11 protein-coding genes are annotated in these 13607 nt (G+C 66.1%); 7 read left to right on the top strand and 4 right to left on the bottom strand.

Going from position 1 to position 13607, the window contains the following annotated elements:
- Positions 1–19: 19 nt before the first annotated feature.
- From V3596_RS00590 to V3596_RS00570, 5 genes are all read left to right on the top strand, one after another.
- Positions 20–1855: a chorismate-binding protein gene (locus V3596_RS00590; RefSeq protein ID WP_334275638.1), complete on the top strand. Its 1836-nt coding sequence runs from the start codon at positions 20–22 to the stop codon at positions 1853–1855.
- A 21-nt stretch (positions 1856–1876) separates the two neighbouring features.
- Positions 1877–3715, top strand: coding sequence for a helicase-related protein (locus V3596_RS00585; RefSeq protein WP_334275637.1), 1839 nt, complete (start codon positions 1877–1879; stop codon positions 3713–3715).
- A gap of 374 nt (positions 3716–4089) precedes the next feature.
- Entirely contained in the window at positions 4090–5823 is a 1734-nt protein-coding gene (locus tag V3596_RS00580) for a DEAD/DEAH box helicase (protein WP_334275636.1), read from the top strand.
- A 68-nt stretch (positions 5824–5891) separates the two neighbouring features.
- Positions 5892–6536 carry a cold shock and DUF1294 domain-containing protein gene (locus tag V3596_RS00575; RefSeq protein ID WP_334275635.1) on the top strand — a complete coding sequence of 215 codons (645 nt, stop codon included), beginning with the start codon at positions 5892–5894 and terminating at the stop codon, positions 6534–6536.
- Positions 6533–7045 (top strand): GNAT family N-acetyltransferase, encoded by a 513-nt coding sequence (locus tag V3596_RS00570; RefSeq protein WP_334275634.1) that lies wholly within the window; start codon positions 6533–6535, stop codon positions 7043–7045. Before V3596_RS00575 ends, V3596_RS00570 begins: the two co-directional genes overlap by 4 nt.
- 8 nt (positions 7046–7053) lie before the next feature.
- On the opposite strand, the gene V3596_RS00565 is transcribed toward V3596_RS00570, so the two are convergent.
- Genes V3596_RS00565 through V3596_RS00555 form a run of 3 tightly spaced genes read right to left on the bottom strand, consistent with a single transcriptional unit; the run spans position 7054 to position 10181 of the window.
- Positions 7054–7827, bottom strand: a complete 774-nt coding sequence (locus V3596_RS00565) for a fumarylacetoacetate hydrolase family protein (RefSeq protein WP_334275633.1) — start codon at positions 7825–7827, stop codon at positions 7054–7056.
- Positions 7828–7833: 6 nt separating this feature from the next.
- Complete coding sequence (locus tag V3596_RS00560; protein ID WP_334275632.1) at positions 7834–8568, bottom strand: hypothetical protein; 735 nt, start codon at positions 8566–8568, stop codon at positions 7834–7836.
- Positions 8565–10181 carry a mechanosensitive ion channel family protein gene (locus tag V3596_RS00555; protein WP_334275631.1) on the bottom strand — a complete coding sequence of 539 codons (1617 nt, stop codon included), beginning with the start codon at positions 10179–10181 and terminating at the stop codon, positions 8565–8567. The genes V3596_RS00560 and V3596_RS00555 overlap by 4 nt, the downstream gene beginning before the upstream one ends.
- A 331-nt stretch (positions 10182–10512) precedes the next feature.
- Here V3596_RS00555 and V3596_RS00550 point away from each other — a divergent pair, with 331 nt between their 5' ends.
- Both V3596_RS00550 and V3596_RS00545 read left to right on the top strand, forming a co-directional pair.
- Entirely contained in the window at positions 10513–12663 is a 2151-nt protein-coding gene (locus tag V3596_RS00550; protein WP_334275630.1) for a TonB-dependent receptor plug domain-containing protein, read from the top strand.
- A gap of 82 nt (positions 12664–12745) precedes the next feature.
- On the top strand, positions 12746–12994 hold the full coding sequence (locus V3596_RS00545; RefSeq protein ID WP_334275629.1) for a DUF3297 family protein: 249 nt from the start codon (positions 12746–12748) through the stop codon (positions 12992–12994).
- Between the two features lie 10 nt (positions 12995–13004).
- Here the strand turns inward: V3596_RS00545 and V3596_RS00540 are convergent, their stop codons facing one another.
- The gene (locus V3596_RS00540; protein ID WP_334275628.1) at positions 13005–13427 is read right to left on the bottom strand and encodes a PilZ domain-containing protein; all 423 of its coding nucleotides are present in this window, start codon (positions 13425–13427) and stop codon (positions 13005–13007) included.
- Positions 13428–13607: the final 180 nt, after the last annotated feature.

Genomic DNA, 13607 nt, shown 5'->3' with positions numbered 1-13607 from the left:
CGCTGCGGTCCATCAAGCCATGAGCGAGCTGCACCGTCCGGAGGATCTCTGGGCGGCATTCGATTTCCCACGCCATCCGCTGGCCCGCGAGGACGGCGAGCGCATGCGCGGCGCTTTCTATGCGCCGCCTGCGCGCCGGCTGCGTGCCGAGCGGCTGGACCAGGTGGCTGGCGTGCTGGCAGAGGCTCATGCGGCAGCGCGCGCCGGTGCCTGGGTGCTGGGAGGCCTTCGCTATGAGGCTGCGCCGGCTTTCGATGCGGCGCTGCAAGTTCGATCCAGCGACCAGGCTTTGGCCGAGTTCGCCGTCTATCTCGATGAGCCGCAAGCCTGGCCCCAAGCCAATGCTGAAGGCACCGGCGTGCTGGGCTGGCATGACAGCCAGGGCGATGCCGATGAGGCGGCGCAGATCGAGCGCATCCGCGAATACATCCGCTCGGGTGATTGCTACCAGGTCAACCTGACCACGCGTATTCATGCCAAGGCTGCCGCGCCCGATCTGGGCCGGGCTTTCCTGGCCTTGCATGCCAGCCAGCCGGGTGGCTTCTCGATCTTCCTGCGCGAAGCGGGCGTGGCGAGTGTGTCGCCGGAGCTCTTCTTCGATTGGCGTGCCTTGCCTGAGGGCCCGCGCACCTGGCTGCTCGCAGCCCAGCCGATGAAGGGCACGGCGCCGCGCGGCCGCGACGTGGTCGAGGATGAGGCGGCTCAAGCCTACTTGCGCACCAGCGAGAAAGAGCGTGCCGAGAACCTGATGATCGTGGACCTCCTGCGCAACGACATGGGTCGCATCGCCTCGCTGGGTTCGGTCCGCGTGCCGCGCTTGTTCGAGCTGCATGCCTTGCCGACAGTCTGGCAGATGACCTCCACGGTCACGGCCGTCAGCCGCCCCGGCACCACGCTGGCCGAGGTGTTTGGCGCCTTGTTTCCTTGTGGCTCGGTCACCGGGGCGCCAAAGATCCGGGCGATGGAAATCATTGCGGAACTGGAGCCCGAGCGGCGCGGCTGGTACTGCGGCGCGCTGGGCCTGATCCAGCCTGGCGGCGTGGCCACTTTCAATGTGCCCATCCGGACGGTGGAGCAGGGCGCAGACGGCGCCTTGCGCTGTGGCATCGGCAGCGCGATCACGCTCGATTCGTCGGCCGACGCCGAGATTGCCGAATGGCGCGCCAAGATGCGGTTCTTGCGTCGCGCCGAAGGGCCGATTGCGGCGCTGGAAACCCTGCGCCTGGAGGAGGGCGAGTTCGTGCGGCTCGCCGCCCATCTGGCACGCCTGCAGCGCACCGCCCATCACTTCGGCATCAAGCTGCAGCCGGCCAAGCTGCGCAGCGCCCTGGCCGAACTCGCCGCTGCTCATCCCACCGGAGCCTGGCGCCTGCGTTTGACCGTCGCCGCGGATGGCCGCCTCAGCACTGATTTGCAGGCCTTGGCTGACACACCGTCGCCAGTGCTTCTCGCCCTCGCGCCGCATGCCATCGACACCGATGGCGCCGCGGCCGAGTTCATTCAACACAAGACCACGCGCCGCGAACTCTACGAAGCCTTCGCTGCGCACAAGCCGGCCGAGGCCTTCGATCTCCTGCTTTGGAATGCTCGCGGCGAACTGACCGAAGGCACGTTTGGCAATATTGCCTTGCTGCTCGATGGCAAGTGGCTGACGCCAACGCTGGCCAGCGGCCTGCTGCCCGGCGTGTTGCGAGAAGAGCTGCTGGCCCAGGGCCGCATCAGCGAAGCGCGCCTGACCGTGGACGATCTTCAGCGGGCCACCGGCCTGGCCTTCTTCAACAGCTTGCGGGGCTGGTGCCCGGCCGAGCTGCTGCCCTCCGACCCTCCCGCTGCGCGTTTCTCGCGCGGCGCCTGACCTGAATTCTTTCCTTCCTCCATGGCTACAACGACCAAGAGCCGCCGCAAGGCGGACGCTGCGCTTTCCGAAGCGCTGACCACGCCCGTGACATCAAGCGACGCCGCGACGCCAGCTGCCGAGCCCGACAGGCAGGCGGCGGAGCAGCCGGCCCGCAAGCCAGCTGCCAAGAGGACCGCACGCAAGCCCAAGGCCACAGCGACCAAGCCGAGCATTGCCTTTGCCGAACTGCTGGCTGAGCCTCAGGCTGACCTGCCGGCTGAACTGCCTGCACAGACGCTTCCAGCAAGCCACAGCGAAATCTGGCTGAACGATGGCCTTTCCCGCGAGCTCTGCTGGCGCGCCGGCACGGCGGCGCCGCTGGCGCTCTGCGAAGCTGCCGCAGCCCTGTTCGGAGAAGACGGCGCGTTGGACGCAGAGCAAGGGCAGACGCTGGATGGCTTGCTGGCCCTGTCTGCGGAGCTGGGCCATGAACTCCGCGTCGCTCCAGCGGTGTGGGAGCAACTCAGCTTCGCGGCAGATGCACGCGAGCGCGTTCGCCGACTGGAAACCACGCTGGCTGAAGGCGCCGACCTGCATGCGCTGGCTGGCTTGCGCCAGCCTTTGCCCGAGTTCCAATGGGAGGCCGCCCTGTTTGCGCTGTGCGCCGGACGCTCGTTGATTGCGGACGATCTGGGCCTTGGTCATCGCGCTACTGCCCTGACTGCGCTGCAGCTGTGGCGTCGCTTGTTTGGCCTTGGTAGCGTCGTGCTGCTGGCGCCGCTGGAGCGCCATGCGGCTTGGGTCGGCGATGCTGAGGCCTGGCTGGGCGGCTGGCCGACTGGCCTGCAGCTCCTGGAGCCGGGCGAAGCACCTCTGGCCGATGCAGAACTCTTGATCGTCGATGGCGTTCAATTGCTGGAGGGCCTGCCGCTGGTAGCGACACCGCACCTGCTCTTGCTGGCGGATCGCGAGCTGCTCGGTGAACCGCTGCTGGGCGAACTGGTCGACTGGATCGACAGCAATCGCCGCGGCCCCTTGCGCGTGTGGTGCGACGAGGCCGCTGCGGCCGGCAAGCGGCAGCAACGCGAGCTGCTGCAGACGGTGATGCTGAGCCGCCGCAAGCGCGACCTGCTGCCGCGCCTGCCTGTGGTGTTGGAGCAGGCCTGGTGGTCTGGCGATGCTGTCGAGCTTGATGCGCAAGCGATGGCGCAGCTGCAGCATTTGCAGGAGCGCTGGCAGTCGCAGCGCTACCTGAGCGCTGGTGAGCAACTGCGTCTGATGAGCGCGCTGCAAACCTTGCGACAAGTGGCTCAATCGCCTTCGGCACTGAGCATCAAAGGCCGGCAAGTGTTCGATCTGCTGCCGCAGCTCATTCCTGCCGCAGCCCAGCGCGTTGCGATGTTCGCTCAAGCGGACGCGACCGTGCAGGCGCTTGCTGCGAGATTGCGTGAACAAGGCCTGGCCGTTGCCGAGCTGCTGCTGGCGCAGATGCCCGAGCAGCGCCAGACTCAGGTGGATGCCTGGCGTGGCGATGCACGGCTGGTCCTGGCCGCCTGCGATGCTGCTTGCACTGGCATCGACCTGCAACATGAGCTTGCCGCGCTGATTCACGCCGACCAGCCCTGGAATCCGGCTCAGCGGGTCCTGCGTGCGCGACGTCTGAATGGTGACACCGGTCGCGGGCTGCCGGCCTGGAATCTCCTGATCAAGGGCAGTTTCGATGCGCTGCAGCGCGCCGCCCAAGCCGGGAAAGAACAATTGCCCGCGGCCACGCTGGACTTCGAACTCGGCGCACGGCCATTCCTGGCCGCAGCCGACCTGGCCACGCTGATGGATGCGCTCGCCGGTCAGAATTCACAAAGCAGGGCTTGCTGGTAAAAACCCTAGCGTGCTATAGTCGCGGCTTCGCTGCAGGACACCACGGGGTGAATGCAGCGGGTTCGTACGTCTCCTCTGACCTCGTTCAGGCCGCTTCTCTCCATCTCCGAGAGGTTCACAAGCGCAGCACTGAACACCCTCGGGTTCGGTCGGCGGCGATGCCGTCGCTTTGACTGTTCCCCCGGCGCCGCACCGGCCCCTTGATTCCAATTCAATGAATCAGGCCATCGTCCTTGACGATGACCAGGTGTGCGACGCGAGCTTGTCTCCCAGCGACTTCACTGTTCCTGCCTGCAGCGCCAAAAACAGCTGAGGCCGGAATTGTCTTGCTCGGCTCTCGCCAGGCAAGGCATGGTTTTGTTGAAAGAAAATCGATGTCATTCGAAACACTCGGCCTGCACGAAGCTCTCCTGCGCGCCGTCAAGGAATCCGGTTACGAGACCGCCACCGAAGTGCAAGCCCAGGCGATCCCGCACGGCCTGGCTGGCAAGGACCTGATGGGTTCCTCGCGCACCGGTTCGGGCAAGACCGCCGCCTTCATCCTCCCGGCCCTGCAAAAGGTGCTGGACCACCGCGCCACCGACACCGCCCGTCCGCGTGGCAAGAACTTTGGCCCGCGCGTGCTCGTGCTGGCTCCCACCCGCGAACTGGCACAACAAGTGGCCAAGGCCGCACAGACCTACGGCCGCTACGTGCCGGGCCTGCGCATCTGCACCGTCCTGGGCGGCATGCCTTACCCGCTGCAGATCAAGCAGCTGACCAGCTCGCTGGACATCCTGATCGCCACCCCGGGCCGTCTGATCGACCACCTGCAATCCGGCAAGGCCGTGCTTGAGAACGTGCAGATGCTCGTGCTCGACGAAGCCGACCGCATGCTGGACATGGGCTTCATCGACGACATCAAGATGATCGCCGAGCGCACGCCGGCCGAGCGCCAGACCGTGATGTTCAGCGCCACCTTCGCCGGCCATGTCGGCCGTCTGGCTCAAGACCTGCTGAACGACCCGATCCGTGTCGACGTTGCGTCGCATACCGACACCCACGAGAACATCACCCAGCGCCTGCACTGGGCTGACAACAACCACCACCGCGACCAGCTGCTCGAATCCATCCTGGGCGAGTCGACGCTGGACCAGGCCGTGGTGTTCACGTCCACCCAGCGCGATGCCGACTGGCTGGCCGAGCGCCTGCACGAGATCGGCCACGCTGTCGCTCCGCTGCATGGCGGCATGCCGCAAGGTCGTCGCAATCGCGTGCTGATGGCTCTGCGCCGTCGCGAAGTGCGCGTGCTGGTTGCCACAGACGTGGCCGCCCGCGGTATCGACGTGCCGACAATCACCCACGTGATCAACTACGGCCTGCCCATGAAGGCCGAGGACTACGTGCACCGCATCGGCCGTACCGGCCGTGCCGGTCGCGAAGGCCTGGCCGTGACCATCGCCTGCCGTGACGACGTATCGATGATCCGCCGCATCCAGCAGTTCACCACCCAGCAGATCCCGGTTGCTCACATCGAAGGCCTTGAGCCCAAGACGCAAGAGCCGCGCATCTTCCCGCCGCGTCCTGGTGGCGAGCGTGGTTTCGAAGACCGTGGCCCGCGCCAGGGTTATGCCAACAAGAGCGGCTTCAACAACAAGTTCGGCAGCAAGCCTTTCCATCGCGATGGCGGCCGCCCGTCCTTCAATCGTGACGGTGGCGCGCCGGCTTTCAATCGTGACGGTGGCGGCAAGCCGTTCAGCCGTGACGGCGGCGGCTATCAAGCCAACCGTGGCGAAGACATGGGTTTCCGCTCGACCGAACCGCGCAGCTTCAGCGGCGACCGCAAGCCCTTCGAGGCGCGCAGCTTCGACCGCGGCCATGACCGTGGCTTCGACAACGGCGGCCAGCAAGACCGTGGCTTTGCTCCGCGTGGTGAGAAGCCTGCATTTGCTCCGCGTGGCGACAAGCCTGCGTTCGGTGGCAAGCCCAGCTACGGTGCCAAGCCTTCGTTCCAGCGTGAAGGTGGCGATCGCCCGTCCTTCGGCGGTGATCGTCGCGGCCCCGGCGGCCCTGGCAAGCGTCCCGGCCCGCAAGGCGGCGCCCCGCGTCGCGGTGGCTTCGGTCGCTGATCAATTGCTCTAGCGATTGAACCCATGAAGCCCACCTCGGTGGGCTTTTTGCATTCCAATCAGCAGCCATGCCAGAAGCGACCAGAGATACCGGGAAACTGAGCCAGTGGGACGACACCAAAGGCTATGGCTTCATCACGCCTGATGCCGGCGGCCCCAAGCTTTTCGTCCACATCAAGTCTTTTGGCTTGCGTGCGCGCCGCCCGTTTGTCGGCGAGAAGCTGAGCTATCTGCCCGGGCAGGATGCGCAGGGCAAGGCGCGCGCCTTGAAGGTGCACAGCCTTGAGCCCAAGCCGGTCGCGCCCGCGGCGGCGCCAAAGCGCAAGGCCGCGTCCGCCGACAAGGGCGACATCAGCATCGGCCTGGTGCCGGCCTTTGCTTCGCTCTTGCTCTTGTGCCATCTGATGTGGCCTTTGCCCCAGGCAGTGCTGGGTATCTACATGTCGATGAGCATGGCGACCTTCATCGTCTATGCGCTGGACAAGCGTGCCGCTCGTCTTGGTGGCTGGCGCGTGAAGGAGGCGACCTTGCACGGCCTGGCACTGGCATGTGGCTGGCCTGGTGCCATGCTGGCCCAGTCGATCTTGCGACACAAGAGCATCAAGGCCAGTTTCCGGCGCATGTTCTGGCTGACCGTGCTGCTCAATGTTGGTGGCTTCGTCTGGCTGTTCACGCCGCTGGGCATCGGCCCTTGGCAAAGGCTGATGGCATGACGGTGGCATTGCGACCGCTCTGCGCCATCGACGTGCCGGCGGTCTTGAGGCTGCAGGCGCAATGCTATGAAGCGCAGTACCTGGAAAGCTCGCTGGCCTTTGAAGCCAAGCTGGCTGCGGCCGAGCCGCATCAAAGCAGCTGGATCGCAGCCCGTGGGGAAGAGGCGCTCGCCTATGTGGTGGCGCTGCCGGTGTGCATGCAAACGCTGCCCGCGCTCGACGCGCCGAGCATCACGCCGCCCGCGCAGCCTGAGCTGCTCTATCTGCACGACCTGGCCGTGGCACCTGAGGGTCGCGCACTGGGGCTCGGTCGTCGCTTGGCCGAGCAGGTCGAGCAAAGCGCCCGAGCGCTGGGCCTCGAGCGCATTGGCCTCATCGCCGTGCAAGGTTCGCAGGCCTACTGGCAGCGGCAGGGCTTCGTCGCCATCGAGCCACTGCCTGCAGTGCTGGCGGCCAAGCTCGCCAGCTTTGGCTTGGACGCCCGTTGGATGGAGCGTCGGCTGAATTGAACGCCGATTCAGGCCCGGGCCGACAACTCACCCAGTCCCGCGAAGCTGATCGCCACGAGCTGGCCCGGGCGCAGTGGCAAGTTGCCGGTCCAGGAGCCGGTGGTGACCACCGTGCCTGCGGGCACCGTGCGCCCCTCGCGGCAGGCGAAGCGCAGCCAGTGGGGCAGCAGCCAGGCGGGGTCGATCAATGAATGCGAGCCCACGCGGCGCACGGGCTCTGCGTCGCCGATGCAAATCTGGCAGGCCTGCGTCGACCAGTCGCGCTTGGGCTGCAGCGGCAGCCAGGGGCCGAGCAGCAGGGCGGCATGCGATTGCAGATCAGCCTGGCGCAATGAGTCCGGCGCCGCGCTGCCCTCCCGCCAGCGCGAGGCTGTGAGCTCGATGGAGATGGCCATCGCGTCGCAGAGGGCCAGCGCCGCGGCCTGGTCCAGGCCGGCTGCCAGTTCATCATCCACCTGGCGGCCGATCCGGAAAGCAATTTCCGCCTCGGCCCCGCCGTTCGCAAGCCAGAGGCCGCAAACCTCCAGGGACTCCGCCGCCCGGGCCTGCTGCATTCGCGAGCTGGGCAAGGGCGAATGCCCCAGGCGCTGTGGGTCACGCGCCGGGCCGCCGGACTTCCAGGTGCGCGCGGGGTGAGCATCGAGGGTTTCGGCGACAGCATGCTGAACCGCCACGATCTCGCTTGCGTCGGGCAAGGGCCAGGCCGCAGCATCCAAGGCCTCGCGATTGTGATGCGCCTGGAGCAGAGCGTTGGCAAGTGCCGGCATTGCTTGTTGCGTCATCTCAGCTCAGCGCAGTTGCAGTATTTCGCAGCGCTTGCTGTCGCCGGGGTTCGGGTCGGCGCCGAAGGCATCGTTGCTGCAGGCGCTGCCATTCCTGGCTTCGCGATAGACGTAGCGGCCTTGCGCGCCGTAGCGCAGCATGCCGGGGCCCTTGAAGCTGCAATAGCCGCCCTCGCGAGCGCACTGGCTCCAGGGCAGGCCTGAGGCGTTGTTGCCGCCATTGCCACCAGGCGATGCGTCGCTCTTGCGATACGCGCATTGCTTGGCCAGGCCGGGGCTCGGGTCGCCAAATACGCCGTTGTTGCAGGGGATGCCGCCGCTGCCGGCTTGTCTGTCGGCATAGCGGCCATCAGCGCCATAGCGGACCTTGACAGTGCCGCTGCCTCCCGGGACCCGGCAGTAGTCGCCCTCGTTGGCGCAGACCACCCAGTCGCGGTCCCTGTCGCCACCCCACCAGCCGCGGTAGCTGGCGTGCTGTCGCCAGCCCATCGACAGTTCGCAGCGCTTGCGTACACCTTCTTTCGGGTCTGATCCGAAAGCATCGACGGTGCAGGCCTGTGCGTCGCGCACCACCTTGAAGGCATAGCTGCCGGCGGCCCCAAAACGTACCAGCGCTTCACCCTTGATGCGACAGGTCTGGCCTTCCTCGGCGCAGGGGGTCCAGTCGCTCTGTGCCTGGGCCGAACCGAGGGTTGCGAGCCACACGGTGGCGGCAAGGAGTGCTTGGTAGCTTCGTTTCATGGGGTTTCCTTTTGAGGCGATATCGGGTTCGATGCGCCAGCCGGAGCGGGCGCTGAATGCAACGGAGGTGCGAGCACTGGCTGCTCGGGTTGACTCCTGAAATGCGGCGACATGATCTGCACACCGGCAGCGTTGAAGGCATCCTGGATGGCTGCATGCAGCCGGGAGAGCACGGCCACGCGCTCGATCGGCCGGTCGATGCTGACGATCAGCTCGTACTCGACATAAAAATCCGACAAGGCACGCTGAAACACGCGCGGAGCGGGCTCGGCTCGCAGGCCTTCGGTAGCGCGCGCGGCAGATTCGAGCAGTTGATGCACTTGGCGCCAGGGCGCGTCATAGCCGATAGTGACCTGTGTGGAGAGCAAGGTGCCTTGCGATTCAGCCAGCTTGGAATAGTTGTGGATGGGGCTGGCGATCAGCACCGCATTCGGGATGGTGATTTCCTCGTTGCGCAGATTGAGCAGTTTGGTGGCGAGCGGCGCGACCTCGATCACCACGCCTTCGACACTGCCCACTGCAACGTAGTCGCCCTTGCGCAGCGCACGGGCATAGATCACCAGCAGCCCGCTCATGGCCTGCGTGACGATGCCGGTGGCGCCCAGGGTCACCATCAGGCCGATCAGGACCGACAGCCCCTTGAAGGCATCGGTGTTGGCGCCGGGTAGGTAGGGATAGGCAATGGCGATGCCCAGCACCCAGACGCCGGCACCAACGATGCGTCTAGTGGCCGGCGTGGTCTCGGGATGCAGCAGCGGTACCGAGATGCGGCCCCGCTGCACGGCATCGAAGAAATAGCCCATCGCGTCGGAGACGGCGCGCGTCAGCAGCAGCACCATGGCAATGGTGACCAGGCCCGGCACGCTGCCGGCAACACCTTGCAGCAACCAGTCAAGTCGCTCGGCCCACCAGCGCTGCAGCTCGTGAGCCAACGGTTCGGTCAGCGCAAAAGCGCCGAGCACAAGGCGCAGCCAGGCATAGAGCAGCCCGGCCACCATCAGCCAGTGCACGATCTGCAACAGCCGTTGCACAAGCCGTGCCGCCAGTTCGCGCCAGTCCAGCATTTGCTGGTTGAGGGAGAGGCGGCGGCGCCGCAGCTCGATGGCGCGGGCCATGCGGCCCATCCCGAAGGCCAAGCCCCACAGCAGCAGACTAGCTCCAAGGCTGACAAGGCCGGCGCGCGCCAGGCCCTGCCAGAGCAGCGGTCGGTCACGCGTGCGGTGCCAGGCTTCGCGCGCTTCCTCGAGCCGTCCCAGCGTGCGGCGCGTCAGCGCCTCCAGGTTGTCGGTGTGCGCTTCTGCTTCCAGGTCGCCTTCGAGCAACGAGAACAGCAAGTGGTCGCCCAGCAGTATTTGCTGCCCACTGGCATCGCCGAGCTTGAACGGCAGGGCGCGCAATGGTGCATCGAGCTCGGCGGCGGGTAGATTGGCGATGCGCACGAGCGCGCGCTCGACGCGGGCCTGCGGTGCCGCACCGGCCAGGCTCGCGCGTAGTACGACGATGTCTCGATTCAGCCAGCGCATGGTGGCTTCGGGCGTGGCTGCTTGCTCTGCCTGCGCCATTGCACAGGCGGTGATTAGCAGGGTCAGCAAAAGGCGAGCGAGTGTCGGCATGTGAAGGTCCTGAGCATGTCGCCGGGGGCGCTGCTTGACAGCGTAGCATCGCAGTGGCCAGGGCAGCGCCAGGCCCTGTCCCTGAAGCAGGCACTGCATCGGTGCGATCAGCGCGCCGCCCGGCCACAAAGCCTTTACATCGGCGTGCTGTAATTTTGGCGTGATCTCCATATTCAATCGCCATGCGCCCGCGGCGCTTACCCTCAAGACCTGGCCCCATCTCATCTGCGCCTTGCTGATGCTCGGTGCGAGCCAAGGTGTGCGAGCACACAATGCAGACCTTGTCCCGCCAGGCAAGCCGGCTCAGCCGGCCAGTGCCTTGGCCGCCGCAGTGCCAGCCTCGGCGCCGGCCAGCGCGCCGCAATCGATGCCGCGCGTCGAGATCAGCGGCACACCCGAGACCGACGAGAGCAACCGGCGCCGCCAGAACGCCGCCATGTCGATCTATGGCCGCGAGGAGCTGGACCGGCAGGGCGACATCGACGTGACCGACGTGCTCAAGCGACTGCCCGGCGTCTCGATGGACGGTGGTGCGCCGCGTCTGCGCGGCCTGGGCGGCGGCTACACCAAGGTGCTGATCAATGGTGAGGATGCGCCGCCCGGCTTCTCGCTGGACACACTGGCGCCCGGCGATGTGGAACGCATCGAGGTGGTCAAGGGCGCCACGGCCGAGTTTCCGGGCGTGGCTGGCACCATCAATATCGTGCTGCGCGAGCCGCCGAAGTCGCGCTCGCGCGAATGGCGCGGCGGCTTGAACTTCCGTGCGGTACAGCCCGGCGGCAGCCAGGCGTTTCAGTGGGGCGATCGCATTGGCGGCTTCTCCTATGTCGTGCCGGTCAGCGTGGCTCGTTCGGCCCAGGGTACCGAATACCTGAGCGACCGGATCTCGCGCACGCCGGCCGGCGAGGTGCAGGAGCAGGAGATCAGCGGCAAGGATGTGGGCCGCAGCGGCAACGGCCAGATCGCGCCGCGCATGCAGTGGAAGTTCTCCGAGCTGGACACACTGACCGCCGGCGCTTTCCTTCAGCACAACGAGTCGCGTAGCCACAGCCAGCGCGAGTTCACCACCTTGCAGGGCACGCCCTGGCTGACCGCTGGTGATGGCTCGCAATCCGAAGGCGAGAGCGATATCAGCCGCGTCAATGCCCAATGGCAGCGCAAGTTCAAGGAAGGTGGCAAGTTCGAGCTGAAGGCTTCCTGGCAAGACACCGACCGCACCACGCTGGGTCACTACGAATCTCGTCGTTCCGACGGCAGTCGGCCGGTCGTGCGCGACTCGCGCACCGAGTTCGAGGAGTCGCGCACCTTGGTCGGTGCACGCTGGAACCAACCTGTGGGTGAAGCGCACACGCTGGTGGCCGGTATTGATGTCGAAAGCCGCCAGCGCGATGAATTGCGCCGGGTCTGGGACTATGGCATCGAGCGCCTGGACAGCGCCACCGGCATTCCATTCGCTGCCGACATTCAGCAGACAGCGGTCTTCATGCAGGACGAATGGACGCTCACCGAGCGGCTGTCCATGTTGCCCGGCGTGCGCGTGCAGGAAGTGCGCACGCGCAGCGGCGATGGCAGCGGGCCGATCAACAACGTGGCCCGCACCACTTCGCCGGTGCTTCACCTGAACTACCGCTTCGACCCCAAGGGGCGCGACCAGATCCGCGCGGCACTGTCGCGCAGCTTCAAGCTGCCCGATCTCAACTCGCTGGTGGCCCGCTATGTGCTCAACGGCAACTACGAACGCAATGAGACCAACACGCCGATCGCGGCCGACCGCGCCGGCAATCCGCTGCTGAAGCCCGAGCTTTCTACCGGTCTGGACCTGGCCTATGAGCATTACCCGAGCGCTGGCGGCGTGTTCAGCGTGGGCATGTTCTACCGGCGCATCGACGGCCTGACCCGCCAGCGCATCAGCCTGGAGGACAACCCGGCGCCGGGCGTGGTCGATGTGCCGCGCTGGGTGTCGCGGCCGGTCAATCTGGCGCGCGCCACCAGCGTGGGGCTGGAGCTGGAAGTCAAGGGCCGCGGCGAAGACTGGCTGCCGATGTTCTTCGCGCGCGGGCGCGAAAGCGGTTTGCAGCTGCGCGCCGCATTCAACTTGTATCGCTCGCGCGTCGAGCAGGTCGAGGGCCCGGACAACCGGCTCGAAGCGCAGCCCCCCTGGCTCGCGAACATGGGCTTCGACTGGCGCATTCCCAGCCATGCAGCCTGGACCGTCGGTGCCAGCCTGGTGATGCAGCCGGGTTACCGCACGATCCAGACCGACCGCCAGATCGCCCGACGCAGTGCCGTGCGCAATATGGATGCCTTCATCTCCTGGCGCATGGACCGGATGACGCAAGTGCGCCTGGGGGTTTCCAATATCCTTGCGGCCGACAATGTGAACGCCAGCAGCGTGACCGATCTCGACGGCTTCTCGGCCGGCAGCAGCACGCGGCGCAACACCTTGCGAGCCATCAACGCGAGTTGGGTGCTGCGCTTCTGATTCCGCGCCGAACGAGACGGGCGGAATTCGTGCCGGGAATCCCGGACAATCCGCCCATCACTGTTTTTTTTATTCCAGCCCCATGAGCGATACCGCCGCCAAGCCCGAACTCCCTGACCACCTGTCCGTGGACCCGCGCAGCCCGCACTACAACGCCGCCATCGTCGAGTTCGACATCGGTATCCGCTTCAATGACAAGGAGCGCTTCGATGTCGAGGAATACTGCATCAGCGAAGGCTGGATCAAGGTGCCCGTGGGCCGCAAGGTCGACCGTCAGGGCCGTCCGCTGACGATCAAGCTCAAGGGCAAGGTCGAGTCCTTCTACAAATAGGCCAGAGGCCTCAGGCCTTCACGGGCATCAGTACGCAGCGCAGCCAGACATTGGTGCCCGGTTCGACCTTGTAGTTCAGCAGGAACTTTTCGGCTGTCGAGTTGCGCTTGACGAAGCGCAGCCCGAGCAGGTTGCCAAAGTCGCCCAGCGGCCGCTTCCAGGCCGTTTCGACGATGCCGTTGAACCAGGTCACCGAGTCTTCGCCTTCCTCGCCCAGCAGGAGCACCACATCATGGCGCTCGGCACTGAAGTCGTCGGCCGCGCTGATCAGCACCTGCAGGCCGCCGTCGCTGATGTTCATCACCAAGCCGGCCGGCGCCTTGTTGAACTCCACCTTGCGGAAGGCCCAATCCGGCAAGAGGCCGCGCTCGTTGGACGGCGAGAAAAAGCTCACGCGCGGATGCTGGCGGTGTTCGGCAAATTCATCGGACATCGGTCGGGCTCCTCTTGGGTCGCGTCGTTGAGCGAATGCTCCATCATCGCCCAGGCGGTGGCCTTGGCAGCGCTCATATCGGGTAAGTCCCAGCGTGGTTCCCGCTTGCGCTGCACAAGTTCTCACTGGAAATCCGCTCGATCCTGATCCTGCGGTGGTGCAAGGTGAGGGGTGCTGGCA

It is taken from the genome of Roseateles microcysteis, from assembly GCF_036880965.1.
Lineage (GTDB): Bacteria > Pseudomonadota > Gammaproteobacteria > Burkholderiales > Burkholderiaceae_C > JAUASW01.
This window is presented reverse-complemented; position numbering and strand designations above follow the sequence as displayed.

Excerpts from the sequence above, each read along its gene's own strand:
- V3596_RS00560 (WP_334275632.1), bottom strand. The coding sequence starts at position 8,568 with ATGAAACGAAGCTACCAAGCACTCCTTGCCGCCACCGTGTGGCTCGCA.
- V3596_RS00555 (WP_334275631.1), bottom strand. The coding sequence starts at position 10,181 with ATGCCGACACTCGCTCGCCTTTTGCTGACCCTGCTAATCACCGCCTGT.
- V3596_RS00565 (WP_334275633.1), bottom strand. The coding sequence starts at position 7,827 with ATGACGCAACAAGCAATGCCGGCACTTGCCAACGCTCTGCTCCAGGCG.
- V3596_RS00580 (WP_334275636.1), top strand. The coding sequence starts at position 4,090 with ATGTCATTCGAAACACTCGGCCTGCACGAAGCTCTCCTGCGCGCCGTC.
- V3596_RS00570 (WP_334275634.1), top strand. The coding sequence starts at position 6,533 with ATGACGGTGGCATTGCGACCGCTCTGCGCCATCGACGTGCCGGCGGTC.
- V3596_RS00545 (WP_334275629.1), top strand. The coding sequence starts at position 12,746 with ATGAGCGATACCGCCGCCAAGCCCGAACTCCCTGACCACCTGTCCGTG.
- V3596_RS00590 (WP_334275638.1), top strand. The coding sequence starts at position 20 with ATGAGCGAGCTGCACCGTCCGGAGGATCTCTGGGCGGCATTCGATTTC.
- V3596_RS00585 (WP_334275637.1), top strand. The coding sequence starts at position 1,877 with ATGGCTACAACGACCAAGAGCCGCCGCAAGGCGGACGCTGCGCTTTCC.
- V3596_RS00540 (WP_334275628.1), bottom strand. The coding sequence starts at position 13,427 with ATGTCCGATGAATTTGCCGAACACCGCCAGCATCCGCGCGTGAGCTTT.
- V3596_RS00575 (WP_334275635.1), top strand. The coding sequence starts at position 5,892 with ATGCCAGAAGCGACCAGAGATACCGGGAAACTGAGCCAGTGGGACGAC.